12 protein-coding genes are annotated in these 15,731 nt (G+C 71.6%); 5 read left to right on the forward strand and 7 right to left on the reverse strand.

What is annotated here, in order from left to right; genetic code table 11:
- Nucleotides 1-50: 50 nt before the first annotated feature.
- The 3 genes from ACWGE1_RS33290 to eccD form a co-directional block, all read right to left on the reverse strand.
- Nucleotides 51-2,273 (reverse strand): polyribonucleotide nucleotidyltransferase, encoded by a 2,223-nt coding sequence (locus tag ACWGE1_RS33290; protein ID WP_453424188.1) that lies wholly within the window; start codon nucleotides 2,271-2,273, stop codon nucleotides 51-53.
- A gap of 304 nt (nucleotides 2,274-2,577) precedes the next feature.
- Nucleotides 2,578-2,865 carry a 30S ribosomal protein S15 gene (rpsO, locus tag ACWGE1_RS33295; RefSeq protein WP_030011220.1) on the reverse strand — a complete coding sequence of 96 codons (288 nt, stop codon included), beginning with the start codon at nucleotides 2,863-2,865 and terminating at the stop codon, nucleotides 2,578-2,580.
- A gap of 183 nt (nucleotides 2,866-3,048) precedes the next feature.
- On the reverse strand, nucleotides 3,049-4,557 hold the full coding sequence (gene eccD, locus ACWGE1_RS33300) for a type VII secretion integral membrane protein EccD (protein WP_453424179.1): 1,509 nt from the start codon (nucleotides 4,555-4,557) through the stop codon (nucleotides 3,049-3,051).
- A 196-nt stretch (nucleotides 4,558-4,753) separates the two neighbouring features.
- Between eccD and eccCa the strand changes: the two genes are divergently transcribed.
- Both eccCa and ACWGE1_RS33310 read left to right on the forward strand, forming a co-directional pair.
- Nucleotides 4,754-8,710, forward strand: coding sequence for a type VII secretion protein EccCa (gene eccCa / locus ACWGE1_RS33305; RefSeq protein WP_453424180.1), 3,957 nt, complete (start codon nucleotides 4,754-4,756; stop codon nucleotides 8,708-8,710).
- A gap of 124 nt (nucleotides 8,711-8,834) precedes the next feature.
- On the forward strand, nucleotides 8,835-9,080 hold the full coding sequence (locus tag ACWGE1_RS33310; protein ID WP_382648403.1) for a DUF397 domain-containing protein: 246 nt from the start codon (nucleotides 8,835-8,837) through the stop codon (nucleotides 9,078-9,080).
- Nucleotides 9,081-9,166: 86 nt separating this feature from the next.
- On the opposite strand, the gene ACWGE1_RS33315 is transcribed toward ACWGE1_RS33310, so the two are convergent.
- From ACWGE1_RS33315 to eccB, 4 genes are all read right to left on the reverse strand, one after another.
- Nucleotides 9,167-9,475, reverse strand: coding sequence for a WXG100 family type VII secretion target (locus ACWGE1_RS33315; protein ID WP_453424181.1), 309 nt, complete (start codon nucleotides 9,473-9,475; stop codon nucleotides 9,167-9,169).
- Nucleotides 9,476-9,520: 45 nt separating this feature from the next.
- Nucleotides 9,521-9,841, reverse strand: coding sequence for a WXG100 family type VII secretion target (locus ACWGE1_RS33320; protein WP_453424182.1), 321 nt, complete (start codon nucleotides 9,839-9,841; stop codon nucleotides 9,521-9,523).
- A 218-nt stretch (nucleotides 9,842-10,059) separates the two neighbouring features.
- Nucleotides 10,060-11,316 carry a type VII secretion-associated serine protease mycosin gene (gene mycP, locus ACWGE1_RS33325; protein WP_453424183.1) on the reverse strand — a complete coding sequence of 419 codons (1,257 nt, stop codon included), beginning with the start codon at nucleotides 11,314-11,316 and terminating at the stop codon, nucleotides 10,060-10,062.
- An 11-nt stretch (nucleotides 11,317-11,327) separates the two neighbouring features.
- The gene (gene eccB / locus ACWGE1_RS33330) at nucleotides 11,328-12,905 is read right to left on the reverse strand and encodes a type VII secretion protein EccB (protein ID WP_453424184.1); all 1,578 of its coding nucleotides are present in this window, start codon (nucleotides 12,903-12,905) and stop codon (nucleotides 11,328-11,330) included.
- 258 nt (nucleotides 12,906-13,163) lie between these two features.
- Between eccB and eccE the strand changes: the two genes are divergently transcribed.
- The 3 genes from eccE to ACWGE1_RS33345 form a co-directional block, all read left to right on the forward strand.
- Nucleotides 13,164-14,438 carry a type VII secretion protein EccE gene (gene eccE, locus ACWGE1_RS33335; protein WP_453424185.1) on the forward strand — a complete coding sequence of 425 codons (1,275 nt, stop codon included), beginning with the start codon at nucleotides 13,164-13,166 and terminating at the stop codon, nucleotides 14,436-14,438.
- The gene (locus tag ACWGE1_RS33340) at nucleotides 14,435-15,133 is read left to right on the forward strand and encodes a hypothetical protein (RefSeq protein WP_453424186.1); all 699 of its coding nucleotides are present in this window, start codon (nucleotides 14,435-14,437) and stop codon (nucleotides 15,131-15,133) included. The genes eccE and ACWGE1_RS33340 overlap by 4 nt, the downstream gene beginning before the upstream one ends.
- 108 nt (nucleotides 15,134-15,241) lie before the next feature.
- Nucleotides 15,242-15,731, forward strand: a 490-nt coding sequence (locus tag ACWGE1_RS33345) for an SCO5717 family growth-regulating ATPase (RefSeq protein ID WP_453424187.1), incomplete at its 3' end; no start/stop codon positions are given.

Here is a 15,731-nt window from a genome sequence, read left to right on the forward strand (position 1 = left end):
GGCCCGCCCCTCCGAAGAGGGGCGGGCCGTCACACGGGAACTACGCGACATCACTTGTCGGAGTCGTCCTTGTCAGCGTCGTCACCGGCGGCCTCGCCGTCGATCACGGGGATCAGGGAGAGCTTGCCGCGCTGGTCGATCTCGGCGATCTCGACCTGGACCTTGGAGCCGACCGCGAGCACGTCCTCGACGTTCTCCACGCGCTTGCCACCGGCGAGCTTGCGGATCTGCGAGATGTGCAGCAGGCCGTCCTTGCCCGGGAGCAGGGAGACGAAGGCACCGAAGGTGGTGGTCTTGACGACCGTACCCAGGTAGCGCTCGCCGACCTCCGGCATGGTCGGGTTGGCGATCGAGTTGATCGTGGCACGGGCGGCCTCGGCGGCCGGGCCGTCGGAGGCACCGATGTAGATGGTGCCGTCGTCCTCGATCGTGATCTCGGCGCCGGTGTCCTCCTGGATCTGGTTGATCATCTTGCCCTTGGGCCCGATGACCTCACCGATCTTGTCCACCGGGATCTTGACGGTGATGATCCGCGGGGCGAACGGGGACATGGCGTCCGGCGTGTCGATCGCTTCCATCATCACGTCGAGGATGTGGAGGCGGGCGTCACGGGCCTGCTTGAGGGCGGCGGCCAGGACGGAGGCCGGGATGCCGTCGAGCTTGGTGTCCAGCTGGAGCGCGGTGACGAACTCCTTGGTGCCGGCGACCTTGAAGTCCATGTCGCCGAAGGCGTCCTCCGCACCGAGGATGTCGGTGAGGGCGACGTAGTGCGTCTTGCCGTCGATCTCCTGGGAGATCAGACCCATGGCGATACCGGCGACGGGGGCCTTGAGGGGCACACCGGCGTTCAGCAGCGACATGGTGGAGGCGCAGACCGAGCCCATGGACGTCGAACCGTTGGAGCCGAGGGCCTCGGACACCTGACGGATCGCGTAAGGGAACTCCTCGCGGGTCGGGAGGACCGGCACGATCGCGCGCTCGGCGAGCGCGCCGTGGCCGATCTCGCGGCGCTTCGGCGAACCGACGCGGCCGGTCTCACCGACGGAGTACGGCGGGAAGTTGTAGTTGTGCATGTAGCGCTTGCGGGTCACCGGGGAGAGGGTGTCCAGCTGCTGCTCCATGCGGAGCATGTTGAGGGTGGTGACGCCCAGGATCTGGGTCTCGCCACGCTCGAACAGCGCCGAGCCGTGAACGCGCGGGATGGCCTCGACCTCGGCGGCGAGGGTACGGATGTCCGTGATCCCGCGGCCGTCGATGCGGACCTTGTCCTTGATGACGCGCTCGCGCACCAGGGCCTTGGTCAGGCTGCGGTAGGCGGCGGAGATCTCCTTCTCGCGGCCCTCGAAGGCCGGGAGGAGCTTCTCGGCGGCGATCTCCTTGACGCGGTCCAGCTCGGCCTCGCGGTCCTGCTTGCCCGCGATGGTCAGCGCCTGGGAGAGCTCGCCCTTGACGGCGGCCGCGAGGGCCTCGTACACGTCGTCCTGGTAGTCCAGGAAGACCGGGAACTCGCCCTCGGGCTTGGCGGCCTTGGCGGCCAGGTCGGCCTGGGCCTTGCAGAGGACCTTGATGAACGGCTTCGCGGCGTCCAGGCCCGCGGCGACGATCTCCTCGGTCGGCGCCTGGGCGCCGCCCTTGACGAGGGCGATGGTCTTCTCGGTGGCCTCGGCCTCGACCATCATGATCGCGACGTCGCCGTCCTCCAGGACGCGGCCCGCGACGACCATGTCGAAGACGGCGTCCTCGAGCTCGGTGTGCGTCGGGAAGGCCACCCACTGGCCGCGGATCAGCGCGACGCGGACGCCGCCGATCGGGCCGGAGAAGGGCAGGCCGGCCAGCTGCGTGGACGCGGACGCGGCGTTGATCGCGACGACGTCGTACAGGTGGTCGGGGTTGAGCGCCATGATCGTGGCGACGACCTGGATCTCGTTGCGCAGGCCCTTCTTGAAGGACGGGCGCAGCGGGCGGTCGATCAGGCGGCAGGTGAGGATCGCGTCCTCGGAGGGCCGGCCCTCACGGCGGAAGAAGGAGCCGGGGATCTTGCCGGCCGCGTACTGCCGCTCCTCGACGTCCACCGTCAGGGGGAAGAAGTCGAGCTGGTCCTTGGGCTTCTTCGACGCGGTGGTGGCGGACAGCACCATCGTGTCGTCGTCCAGGTAGGCAACGGCGGAGCCGGCGGCCTGGCGGGCCAGACGGCCCGTCTCGAAGCGGATGGTGCGGGTGCCGAAGGAACCGTTGTCAATGACGGCCTCGGCGTAGTGGGTCTCGTTCTCCACTAGCGTTTTCTCCATTTTCGTCGTCTCCGTCCGCCGCCCGTGTGGCGGTGGACGGTTGCGGAGAAGCGCTCCTGGCGTGCGGGCCGGTCTTCGATCGAAGCATCCGGTTCGTTGCCCTTGGGGGCATTCCGGGTGCCACTACCGAGGACCGGCGGCGTGGGAGGGCGCTCCTCCTCTTCAGTTGTGCACGTCTTCCTCAGACGTACACGTGCGTCCGTTCCAGACTACAAAGGGTCCGGTCCGTCCCGCACGTACAGCAAAGGGAGCGGCCCCCGGATGTGGGAACCGCTCCCTTCACGGCGTCTTACTTGGCGCCGGCCGCACCGCGGCGGATGCCGAGGCGCTCGACCAGCGTACGGAAGCGCTGGATGTCCTTCTTGGCCAGGTACTGCAGCAGGCGGCGACGCTGGCCGACCAGGATCAGCAGACCACGACGGGAGTGGTGGTCGTGCTTGTGCGTCTTGAGGTGCTCGGTCAGGTCCGAGATGCGGCGGGAGAGCATCGCAACCTGGACCTCGGGGGAGCCGGTGTCGCCCTCCTTGGCACCGAACTCGGTGATGATCTGCTTCTTCGTAGCGGCGTCGAGCGGCACGCGTACTCCTCGTTTTAGGTCTTCGTTGCCACCGAGTGCCCCAGGTCTGAGTCTCTGGGGAGCTTCCGTTACTCGGGAGGCGGGGTCCGCTGAGCGCAGTCCACAGACCCTTGGGACAGGATCCGGGGGACGCGTACACAAACGGCCGTCACACAGCGTACCAGGCTGCCGGGACGCGGCGTCTCAGCTGGTGAGAGCGCGGGCCCGGGAGTAAACGTCCAGCACGGCCAGGGTCAGGGGCACCAGGCTGAGCAGGACCGCCGCCTCGGTGAGGTCGAGCAGCCTTCCCCAGAAGGGTGACAGGCCCTTGCGGGGGATGACAAGTGCAATTCCCGCGAGGAGGGCCGCGCCGGCCGCGACGGCGGCGGTCAGCCAGATCGTACGGAGGTCCAGGCCGCTGTGGTCGTTGTCCAGGAGGAGGGCTTCGAGCAGCTCGGTCGGCGGGTGCAGGGCCATGCCCAGGATCAGCAGCGCGATGGCGGCGAGGCCCGCGGTCAGGGCGCAGACGACCTGGGAGGTGTAACGGAAGAGGCGGGCGCGCAGCAGCATGGCGAGGCCGGTGGCGAGGGCGAGCAGCCGGCCCCAGGTGTTCTCGGAGAAGCCGAGGACGGCGGCGGCTCCGACGGCGACCGCGGCGCAGCCGCCGACCAGACCGAGGAGCATCTCGTGGCCGCGGCGGGCCTGGGCGGCGATGGCCTCGGCGTCGAGCGGGGTGCCGGCCGGCTCGTGCTGGTCGGAGCCGGACTGCTCACCGTACGGCTCGGTCTCGTAGCGGTCCGGGGTCTCGTAGTCCTCGGTGGCGCTCTGCGGGGCCGCGTAGCCGATGGGCAGGCGGGCGAAGCGGGCGGAGAGGCCGGGGAGGAAGGCGACGAGGCCGATGGCGACGGGGGCGCAGACCGCGGCGGTGTAGGTGGCGGAGGCCTCGGTGGCGATGGCCACGAAGGTGGCGAGGGTTCCGGTGGCGGCGACGAAGGTGGCCGCGACGAAGGGGGCGTCGCCGCTGGGGGTGAGTGCGACCAGGGCGACGGAGGCGATCAGGGCGCAGACGCAGCCGAGCAGGAACTGGAGGCGGCCGGGGCCCTGGCCGACGGCCGGGGCGATGATCCCGGAGCCGGCGATCATCAGGTGCGGGAGGGCGCCGAGTCCGAGCGCGACGGCGGAGAGGCGGTCGCGGTAGACGCGGGCGCGCACTCCGGCGACGGCGGTGAGCAGGACGCCGACGGCGCCCGCGATGATCCCGGGCAGGCCGTGCATGTCGTGGCGCAGCGGGTCGGCGTACCAGAGGACGAAGCCCAGCATGACGAGCAGCACGGCGGCGCCGGCCAGGCCCGCGCCGCGCAGCATGTCGTCGCTCCAGCGGTGCCGGTCGCGGACGACGGCGGCGGCGACGGCGTCGGAGACGTCGTCGAACACGGCGGGCGGCAGGGACTCGGCGAAGGGGCGCAGGCTCAGCACCTCGCCGTCGAGGACCTGCTGGGCGGCGAGCGTGCGGGCGCCGTCGAGGACGGTGCCGGAGCGGCGTACGAGGTGGAAGCCGGTCGGGGCGCCGACGGGCTGGGTCTGGCCGGTGAGGCGCAGCAGCTCGGGGTAGACGTCGGCGACGGCGATGTCCTCGGGGAGGGCGACGTCGATGCGGCTGTCGGGGGCCACGACGGTGACCCTGCAGAAGCCCGTCGCTGCGGCCGTACTCACCTGTGTGACCCCCCGTGTTGGTGCCCGCACCGGCGGACGATTCGCGGATGCGCATGCTGCGCGCGCCACCCTACCGGGCTTATGACCGACTGTCGGCAAGTAGGATCACCGACGCGTGGGGGAGACCCCCTTCGCGCCCGGGACTTGGGGGCGCCGGTTGCGACGTCCCGTCCGTTTTCGAGGGATTGATGCTCCGGTGAGCCAGATCGTCGTCAAACGCCCGCCGCGGTCCCTGCCGCCCGAGGTTCCCGCGGAGGAGCTGCGGCTGGAGGCTCCGCCCGAACTTCCGCGCGGGCAGCAGGAGGGCATGCTGATGCAGCTCCTGCCGATGCTCGGCATGGGCTCTTCCGTCGTCTTCTTCTTCATGCCGGGCGCGGCTCCCTTCATGCGCATCATGGGTGTGCTGATGTTGGTGTCGACGGTGGCCATGGTCGTGGCCCAGGTGGTGCGCCTCCGGCGCGGTACGCAGGGGCAAATGGCCGATGTGCGCAGGGACTACCTCAAATATCTTGCGCAGACACGCCGTCAGGTACGCAGGACCGCGCGGGCGCAGCGCGACGCGCAGCTGTATCTCCACCCGGCCCCCGAGCAGTTGTGGTCGGTGGTCGCGGAGGGTTCGCGACTGTGGGAGCGGCGGGTCGGCGACCAGGACTTCGGGCAGGCCCGGCTCGGGCTGGGTGCGCAGCGTCTGGCGACCCCGCTGGTGGCGCCGGAGACCGCGCCGGTCGATGAGCTGGAGCCGCTGACCGCGGGCGCGATGCAGCGCTTCCTCAAGGTGCACTCCTCGCTGGACGGGCTGCCGATGGCGCTGTCGATCCGCGCCTTCTACCACGTGACGGTGTCCGGGGAGCCGGACTCCGCGCGCAGTACCGCCCGGGCGATGGTGGCGCAGCTGGCGACGCTGCACTCCCCCGAGGACCTGATGGTGGCCGTGGTGGCCGCGCCGGGTGCGGTGCCCTCGTGGGACTGGACGAAGTGGCTGCCGCACACGCAGGTCCCGGGCCAGGTCGACGGGGCGGGTACGAAGCGGCTGTTCGGCGATGACCTCGCCGAGCTGGAGGGGCTGCTGGCGCAGCGTCTGGAGGGCCGGCCGCGGTTCAGCCGCGAGGTGTCCCCGGTGCTGGACCAGCCGCACCTGGTGGTCGTGCTGGACGGCGGCATGGTGCCGCCGGACTCGGTGTTCGCGGCGGCCGAGGGGCTGCAGGGCGTCACCATCGTCGAGGTGGTCGCGGGCGAGCTGGACGAGCCGCGCGGTGGGCTGTCGGTCGTGGTGCGGCCGGGCCGACTGCGCCTGGAGTCGGGGGCGGGGTTCGCGTACGAGGGTGTCCCGGACACGCTGTCGCTGCCCGCGGCGGAGGCGCTGGCCCGGCAGTTGGCGCCGATGCGCACGGGTGGCGGGGACGACGACGAGCCGCTGCTGGCCAATCTGGACTTCACGGACCTGCTGAACCTGGGCGACGCGGCCGCGGTCGACGTGGCGCGGACCTGGCGGCCGAGGTCGGCCGGTGAGCGGCTGCGCGTGCCGATCGGTGTCGGCGAGGACGGCGCCCCGGTCATGCTCGACCTGAAGGAGGCCGCGCAGGAGGGCATGGGTCCGCACGGCCTGTGCGTGGGCGCGACCGGTTCCGGCAAGTCGGAGCTGCTGCGCACCCTGGTGCTGGGTCTGGCGGTCACGCACACCTCGGAGACCCTGAACTTCGTGCTCGCCGACTTCAAGGGTGGTGCGACCTTCACGGGCATGGGGCAGATGCCGCACGTGGCTGCGGTCATCACCAACCTGGCGGACGACCTGACGCTCGTGGACCGCATGGGCGACTCGATCCGCGGTGAGCTGCAGCGCCGTCAGGAGCTGCTGCGTTCGGCGGGCAACTACGCGAACGTCCACGACTACGAGAAGGCCCGCGCGGCCGGCGCCCCGCTGGAGCCGCTGGCCTCGCTGGTGCTGGTCATCGACGAGTTCAGCGAGCTGCTGACGGCGAAGCCGGACTTCATCGACATGTTCATCCAGATCGGCCGCATCGGCCGTTCGCTGGGTGTGCACCTGCTGCTGGCCTCACAGCGCCTGGAGGAGGGCAAGCTGCGCGGCCTGGACACGTACCTGTCCTACCGGATCGGTCTGCGGACCTTCTCGGCGTCGGAGTCGCGGACCGCGATCGGTGTGCCGGACGCCTACCACCTGCCGTCGGTGCCCGGTTCGGGCTACCTGAAGTTCGGTACGGACGAGATGACCCGCTTCAAGGCGGCGTACGTCTCGGGCACCTACCGCTCGGGCGGGCCGGACCTGTCGATCGGGCAGTTCCCGGTGGAGCGCAGGCCCGCGCTGTTCACGGCGGCCCCGGTGCCGGTGGTGTACGCGGCCCCGGACCCGGCGTACCTGGCGGCGCAGCCGGCGCGCGAGGACGACGCGCTCGCGGACACGGTGCTGGACGTGATCGTGGGCCGGCTGGAGGGTCAGGGGGTGCCGGCGCACCAGGTGTGGCTGCCGCCGCTGGACCAGGCTCCGCCGCTGGACCAGCTGTTGCCGGCGCTGGCGCCGAGTCCCGAGCGCGGGCTGCACGCGGACGGGTACACGCGGCCCGGCGGGCTCGTCGTACCGCTCGGCCTCATCGACAAGCCGTTCGAGCAGCGGCGCGAGGTGCTGTACCGGGACTTCTCGGGTGCGGCGGGCCACATGATGGTGGTCGGCGGTCCGCAGTCGGGCAAGTCGACGCTGATGCGGACGCTGATCTCCTCGTTCGCGCTCACGCACACCCCGCGCGAGGTGCAGTTCTACGGGCTGGACTTCGGTGGTGGCAGCCTGTCGGCGGTCGCCGAGCTGCCGCACGTGGGCGGGATCGCCTCCCGCCTGGACCCGGAGCGGGTCCGGCGCACGGTCGCGGAGGTGGGGGGCATCCTCAACCGCCGCGAGGAGTTCTTCCGCTCGAACAACATCGACTCGATCGGCACCTACCGGCGCCGGCGGGCGGCCGGTGACCTGCCGGGCGAGCCGTGGGGCGACGTGTTCCTGATCGTCGACGGCTGGGGGAACTTCCGGGGCGAGTACGAGGGCCTGGAACAGGTCATCACGGACATCGCCTCCCGCGGTCTGGGCTACGGCATCCACGTGGTGATCACCGCGGCGCGGTACATGGAGGTACGGGCCGCGCTGAAGGACCAGATGCTCAGCCGGCTGGAGCTGCGGCTCGGCGACACCATGGACTCCGAGTTCGACCGGAAGGTCGCGGCGAACGTCCCCACGGGGATGCCGGGCCGCGGCCAGGTGCCGGAGAAGCTGCACTTCCTCGGCGCGCTCCCGCGGATCGACGGCTCGCACGAGGCGGGTGACCTGTCGGAGGCCACGGCGGCGTTCGTGGACGCGGTGAAGCAGAACTGGGCGGGACAGGCGGCTCCCGGCGTACGGCTGCTGCCGCGGCTGCTCCACTCCGACCAGCTGCCCAAGGGCGGCGAGTACCCGCAGCGCGGCATCGCGGTCGGCATCGACGAGACCGACCTGGAGCCGGTGTTCATCGACTTCGAGTCCGATCCCTTCCTCCTCGTCTTCGGCGAGAGCGAGTCGGGCAAGACGAACCTGCTGCGGCTCATCGCCAAGCAGATCTCGGAGCGCTACACGCCGGACCAGGCGCGCCTGGTCGTGGGCGACTACCGGCGGACCCTGCTCGGGGCGCTGCCGGAGGAGCACCTGCTGGAGTACGCGCCGATGGCGAACTCCCTGCAGATGCACATGGAGGCGCTGGGCGGGGTGTTCTCGCGGCGCCAGCCGCCGACCGACGTCACTCCGCAGCAGCTGCGGGACCGCAGCTGGTGGACCGGCCCGGACGTGTTCATCATCATCGACGACTTCGACCTGGTCTCCACGAGCCAGGGCAATCCGCTGGCGCAGCTGGTGGAGTTCCTGCCCTTCGCCAGGGACACGGGTGTCCGCTTCATCATCGCGCGCAACTCGGCGGGTGCCTCGCGTTCGCTGTACGAGCCGTTCATGCAGCGGATCAAGGAGCTGGGCGCGCAGGGCCTGGTCCTGTCCGGCGACCCGTCCGAGGGCGACCTGGTGGGTACGGTGCGGCCGCGTCCGATGCCGCCGGGCCGGGCCCACTTCGTCTCGCGCAGGCGCGGTACGTCGCTGGTGCAGCTCGGACGGATGCCGGGCGGCATGTGAGCCGCTCCCCCGGTGGCCGGCGGCGACGCCGGTCACCGGGGGTATCGGGGGAAAGAGGTACCGGCCGGTGGCGCAGCCCCGATAATCGGCGGTGAAGACCGCGCCACCGAGGGAAAGGCCGCCCATGGGCACCCAGCAGGAGAAGGACGAGCTGTACGCGCTCGACATCAGCGGTGTGGAGTGGGAGGGGCCGCCCGGGACCAGTCCGGACGAGGAGCGGGTCGAGATCGCCCGGCTCCCCGAGGGCGCGGTGGCCATGCGGTCCTCGCTGGACCGGGACACGGTGCTGCGCTACACCGCCGCCGAGTGGGAGGCCTTCGTGCTGGGGGCCAGGGACGGCGAGTTCGACCTGGACCGCCACCAGCCCTGACAGGACGGACGCAGGACAACGCCGAAGGGGCGCGCCCGGTGTGGGCACGCCCCTTCGGCGTGTACGGACCTGCGTGGCGACCGGGCTCAGTAGGCCTCGGTGAACAGGGCCGACGCCCGCTTGTCGGTGGCGCGGTAGTCGTCCTTGCCGCGCTCGATGAGCTGGGCCACGTTCTCCAGGACGCCCTTCATGTGCTCGGCCTTGCCCTTGTACTGGCCCTGGAGGACGACGTACTTGCCGTGCGCCTCACCGTCCCAGGTATCCGTGACGACCTTCACCGCCTGCTCCATCGCGGCCAGGTCATCGATGATGTTCTTGGAGACCTGGCGGATGCGGTTGGCCATCAGCTGGACGCTCTCGTACTGGACCTTAGTGTGGCCGTCGTCGGCAGCCATGTGCTTCTCCTTCGCGCTGGGTGGGTTACTTGAGACCGACGTGGGTCAGACGTTGTTGAGGCCGGACTGGATGGACCTGAACGCCGTGCGCACCTCGTCGTCCTGGGCGTTGGTCAGGTTCTTGGTCTGAGCCACCGCGTTGTGCAGGACGCCGAGCAGGCGACGGATCTCGTCGTGGTCGGTGTTCACCGCCGTCTGGGCGTCGACGAACCCCTTGGCTCCGACACCGGTCCAGCCGGCGCTCACCGTGGCGATGATGTCGGCCAGCTCGCGGGCCTGCTTGGTGACGGCCTCGGCCGTCTCTGAAATCTTGTTCTTCGCCTGGACTACGGGATCGTCTGAAAGTCCGAAGGTGTTCGTGCTCATCGAAGCTCCTCACTTCTCAATTCGCCGGCAGAACCGGCGGATTGCGCGGCGGAGCGGCGGACCTTTCCGAGCGCGGTTGTCAGCCACGCGCCCCGGGTCGTCCCCCCTCCGCTTCACGCGATCCCCCGATCACACTCGTGAAGCCTGGTGCCACTCTAGCCAGTTCACCGCCCAGGCCCAACACCGGTAGGGCGCTTCCGTTGATGAACTGTGACCGTTCACTGCAAACGGCGCCGACGGCTGCGGGAGTCCCGGACGACCGTCGCGGTACCAGCAATGACGGCGATCAGGACGGCGCCGATGCCGAGAGCGTACGTGCCGAACCGTTCCTCGCGCTCCTGGGCCGTCTCGGTGAGCTGCAGCGCCGCCGCCTCCGGGGCGGTCGCCGGGGGCGGGCCGGGGTCAGGGACCGGGGCCTTGGGCGCCTGCTGGTCCTGGGCGAGCGCGCGCACCGGGTCGACGACACCCCACCCGACGTAGTCGTCACGGCCGTTGACCGTGCGTTCGGCGGTGTTCTGGATCTGCCACACGATCTGCTGCGCGGACCAGTCCCCGTGCTCGGCGCGCAGCAGGGCGGCCACTCCGGCGACGTAGGGCGCGGAGAAGCTGGTGCCGTTGTCGATGCACTGGCCGAAGCCGGGGACGGTGGAGACCATGTCGACGCCGGGCGCCGCCACCCCGATGAAGTCACCGGGCTGGGAGAACGCGGCCCGCTCGTTGTTGCGGTCCGAGGCCCCCACAGCGAGCACTCCGGGGAAGGCCGCGGGGTAGGTCTTGCGCTTCTGGCCGCTCATGCCGTCGTTGCCCGCCGAGGCCACCACCACGATGTTGGCGGCGATGGCCTTCTGGACGGACTTGGCGAGCTCGGAGTCGGCGGACAGCTGCGCGTCGGTGTCCTGGGAGATGTTGATCACTTGGGCGCCCTTGGCGACCGCGTGGTCGATGGCCTGGCTCAGGGAGAGGGCGTTGCCCTTGCCCTGCCCGTCGTTCTGCCGGATCGGGATGATCGTGGCGTCCGGGGCCAGGCCGACGAAGCCGGTGCCCTCCTGGGGACGTGCCGCGATGAGACCTGCGACCTTGGTGCCGTGGCCGACGGAGTCGGTCGTGCCGTCGCCGCCCTTGGGGTCGACGAAGTCCTTGCCGGCCCCGGTGTCGATGCCCGCGCTGAGCTGCGGGTTCGCCCGGTCCACACCCGTGTCGATGACGGCGACGCGAACACTCTTGCCGTCCTTGTCCTTGCCCCTGGTCTGCGCCCAGAGCTCGTCGAGCAGGAGCCGCTGGAGGGCCCAGGGGCGGTCCGCGATCTGCTTCTTCATCGGGAAGGTGCACTCCCCCGCTCCGTCGAGGCGCAGCGCGTACGGGGGGTGCGGCGCGGGGGCTGCGGCCGCGGAGGCCGCTCCCGCGCCGCCGGAGGCCAGGGTGAGGGCGAAGGCGGCAACCAGGAGCGCCCGCCGGGGCGCGTGGGTCTGGGTCATCGGCGGCTTCCTCACGAACCCTGCGGCTGGCGGGCGGCGTTGGTGTCCAGGCGCGGCCCCTTGGAGAGGAACTCCGACCACGCGATGGGCACCATGGCCGGGCTGACGCTGCCGTAGCCGAGCCGGACCTGCGCCTGGCTGGCCTCGGGGCGCACGTCCGTACCGGCCTTCGACTGGTCGGGCGCGCCGATCTTCGACTGCTCGGAGTCGCTGTCGCCGTTGGCCTGGACGGCGTACCGCAGGCCGGTGTCGGTGACCAGGAAGAGGGAACCGCCGGCCGTGGTCTGCTTGCCCTGGACCTGGGTGTAGAGCAGTCCCGAGCCGGGAGTGACGTACGCGCTGGTGCCGCTGGCGGTGATGTCGATGGGGAAACCGGTACCGGCCCACGTGCTCAGGGTCTGGTTGCCCTGGCCGTCGACCGCGCGCAGGACGCTGCAGACGGTGTCACGGTTGTTGGACCCGCTGGTCCGGGTGCCGGCGGGCGGCGTGGTCTGGTTGATCCGGTCGGTCTTCTTCTGCGGCCACTTGATGTCGCCCGCGAACGGGGCGGCGTCCGGGTTGAGCGACTGGAGGTCGACCTCGCGCGGCTTGCCGTGCATGTTGAGGCCGTCCGTCGCCGGTGCCGAGATCAGCAGCCAGGCGACGAAGTCGGAGACCGGCGCCACCTTCCCGGGCAGCACCACGTAGTGCTGGGCGCCGGAGCCGGTCTGCGCCTTGAGCACCATGCCGACCTTGTTGTCGGCGGTGCCCAGGCCCTTGACCCCCGCGTCGGCGGCGGCCTTGCCGGGGAGCGCCGGGAAGGACAGGTCGTCGCCGGAGTTGAGGGTCCCGAGCCATTCCGGGGTGACCTGCTGCGGGATGGCGCCGGTGCCGACCAGCGCGTTCGTCATGGTCCCGGCGGCCGGGGTGCCCTCCGGGAACTTGTACTTCGTGCCGGCCGCGTCGATCAGGTAGCGCTCCTGGCCCGCGCCGGTGCTCTGCACGTACAGCGACTGGGTGTCGGTGAGCCTGCGGTTGTCGTCCGTCTTGGCCGCCTCGCGGTCGGCGAGGACGAAGGTGGCGGTCTGCACGCCGCGGCCGTTGCCGCCCGGCTGCTGGCAGACGGCCCAGCGCTTGGCCTTGCCCGCGTCGTCCTTGGAGGGGAGCCGGTCCGGGGCGTACTGGATGCCGATGATGGGGCCGCGCGGCGGCTTGCCCGCGTCGAGGACCTTGTCCTCGACCTGGATCACCTTGAACTTCGAGGGGTCCAGCAGGAGTCGGGCGGAGGCCAGGTTCAGGACCGGGTGCAGCCGGGTCTGGTCCTTGCCGTTCACCTTCGTCGTCAGGACCACGTAGCGGGTCGTCGAGTCCTTGCCGACGATGACCCTGGTCCCCGGTTCCGCCCAGCCCTTGGGGGCCGTCGGCTTGAACATGCCCCAGGCGCCGAATCCGGCCAGCACGAGCGCGCCCACGATCAGCCCCGGCAGGACCGCACGCAGCGGGCGCGGAGCGCCCTCCTCGGTGCCCGTGGCGGATGGCTGGAGGAACGCGGCCACCGTGCGCCGCTTCGCAAAGGTGTACGCGTTGAGTTCATCACGTCGTGATGCCATGACCGCCTGCTTCTCCCCGCACGGCCCGGCCGGTGAGTACGGTCCCCGGGCCTCGATAGTCGGACCGGGCACCTACTATGCCTCTTGACGGACGGTATGCAGGGGCCGGGTAGGGTGAGGCTGCCGCTCAGCCCCTTCCGCACCGGGTCAATCAGGGCTTGTTGGGGTGGATTGGGGAGATTCCGGGGTTGTGCGGCAGGTGCCGCGCTGCGCCGGGACTCACGGGGTCCGGCCCCGGAAAGGGGAAGTGCGCGAGTGATGGCCACCGCGACGGAGCAGCAGACCGGCGCGCCCGCACCGGCGCGCAGCGGGGTGACTCCGCATCCGAAGTCGAGCCCCGGCCGCTTCGGTCCGTTCCGACTGCAACAACTCGTACTGCTTCAAGTCGCGGCAGCCGCGCTGCTGGTGGCCTGGGTGGTCGAACCGCTGCTGCTGGTTCCCACCGGCGTGCTGGCGCTCGTCCTGGTGGTGCTCGCGGTCGTACGCCGCCACCAGCGCTCCCTTCCGGAATGGATCGGCGGTGCGCTCGCGCTGCGTTCGCGCCGACGGCGGGCCGCATCCTTCACCGTGCCCGCGGGCACGGAGCCGGGTCTCGCCCCGCTGGTCGAGGCCGATCCGGCGCTGCGCACCCTCACCTTCAGCGACCGCGACCGGCGTCCGGTCGGGATGATCGGCGACGGGACCTTCCTGACCGCGGTCGTCCAGGTGGACACGGACGCCACCGCGCTGCGGCCCGACCGGGCGGCGCGCCCGCTGCCGCTGGCCGTCGTACGGGACATCCTCCAAGTGGACGGAATCCGGCTGGAGTCCGCGCAGCTCGTGCAGCACACCCAGCCGGCGCCCGCCCCGCACCTGCCCGCCCAGTCGATGGCGACGCGCAACTACGCGCCGCTGCAGGCCCGCACGGGCACTCCGGCGGTCCGGCTCACGTGGATCGCGCTCAAGCTCGACCCGGAACTGTGCCCGGAGGCGGTCACCGCGCGCGGCGGCGGACTGGCCGGCGCGCAGCGGTGCCTGGTGCGTGCGGCGGACCAGCTGGCGAGCCGGCTGGCCGGCGCCGGTTTCACGGCCACCGTGCTGACCGAGCAGGAGCTGACGGCCGCGCTGGCCACCTCCTCGTGCGCCAACCCGATGGCGATCACCCAGGCCGGGCGGTCGAGCAGCACCGGGCGGCGGACCGAGGAGACCGCGCGGACCTGGCGCTGCGACGACCGGCGGCACACGACGTACTGGATAGGACGCTGGCCGCAGCTGGGCGGCGCCGGCTCGGCGGCGCTGCCGCAGTTCGTGGCGCTGCTGACCTCGCTGCCCGCGCTCGCGACGAACTTCAGCCTGACGATGTCCCCGGCGGAGCGACAGGGCGTCACTCTGACCGGACACGTACGGGTGACCGGCCGCAGCGACGAGGAACTGGTCGCGGCGCGCCGGGAGTTGGAGAGGACGGCGCGGGGCGTGAAGACCGGGCTGATCCGGCTCGACCGTGAACAGGTGCCGGGGCTGCTGGCCTCGCTGCCGCTGGGAGGGACTCGATGAGGGGCGGTTTCGGGCTGGTCGGCCCGCGTCGGGAGCGGCACGTGGTGCCGGCTGCGGACCTGGACCTGCTGGCGCTGCCCGTCGGGGACGACGGGGTCGTCATCGGCGTGGACGCCGAGGGCCGGTCGGCGGTGCTCGGCATCAACCGGCCGACGCCGTACGAGGTGACGCTGATCGGCGGCCTGTGGACGGCGCAGGTACTGGCGCTGCGCGCGGCGGCCACGGGTGCGCGCGTGGCGGTGGAGACCGGGCGCGGCCAGGTGTGGTCCGGCCTGGCCCAGGCGGCGGGCGGCGGCCAGCAGTGCGTGACCCTGCACGAGGTGGGCCGGATCCCGCCGCAGGGTGCATCGGCGGGCAGCCCGGTGCTGGTGATCCGCGACTGCGGGATGCGCCCGCCGCGCGGGCGCGTGGTGGCCGGGCCGTGGCAGTCGGTGCTGACGCTGCTGCCGTACCTGAGCCCGACGGCGCCGCGGTTGCTGCAGCAGTCCTCCCTGGTGGGGGTGCAGCGGGTGTCCCCGGACGAGGCGGCGCAGATCGGCCGCCTGATGCGGCTGCCGCGGCAGGCGGTGGACTCGCTGCCCACACTGGGCGACGGGGTGACCCTGTGGTGCACGCCGCGGGACCGGCAGTTCGTGATGACCCAGGGGACGGACGCGGAGACGGGTCTGCTGGGCGGGGCCCGGCGCATCGACTGACCCGGCCCTCTCCGAGGGGGGCGGACAGTGATGTGGGGGCGCGATTAGGGTGGGTCCGGGCGCGGCGAGGTGGGCGCCGGACCAGTGTTCGACAGACCAGGAGGACCAGTGAGCGGCGATCGGAACGAGAGGCGCGGCGGGACGTGGGACGTCCCGACGGACGATCAGTCCGACGCGGAGTCCGAAGTGACGGGCGAGTTCACCATCGACTACACCCCGCCCGCCTGGTACATGCAGGGCGGGGCTCCGGCCGCGCAGGTGCCGGGGCTTCCCGAGGGCAGCGGCTTCGAGCCGCACCGCCCGTCGGAGCTGGAATCGCCCTCGACGATGCGGATCGCTCCGCCCGTTCCGCGGACGCCGTCCGACGGCGCGGGCCTGCCGGTCCCGTTCCCGCCCGCTCCCGCGGCCCCGGCCGACACGGCCCCGGCGTACCCGGCTCCGGCGCTGCCGTACTCGACGCCTGCACCGGCTCCGGCCGGGGCCGAGGCTCCGGCCCCGGCTCCGATCCCGCCTCAGGCTCCGGCTCCCGCTCCGATCGAGGCCCCGGCGTACCCGGCTCCGGCCCTCCCGTACTCGACGCCTGCACCGGCTCCGGCCG

Source organism: Streptomyces sp. NPDC054932, assembly GCF_053610205.1.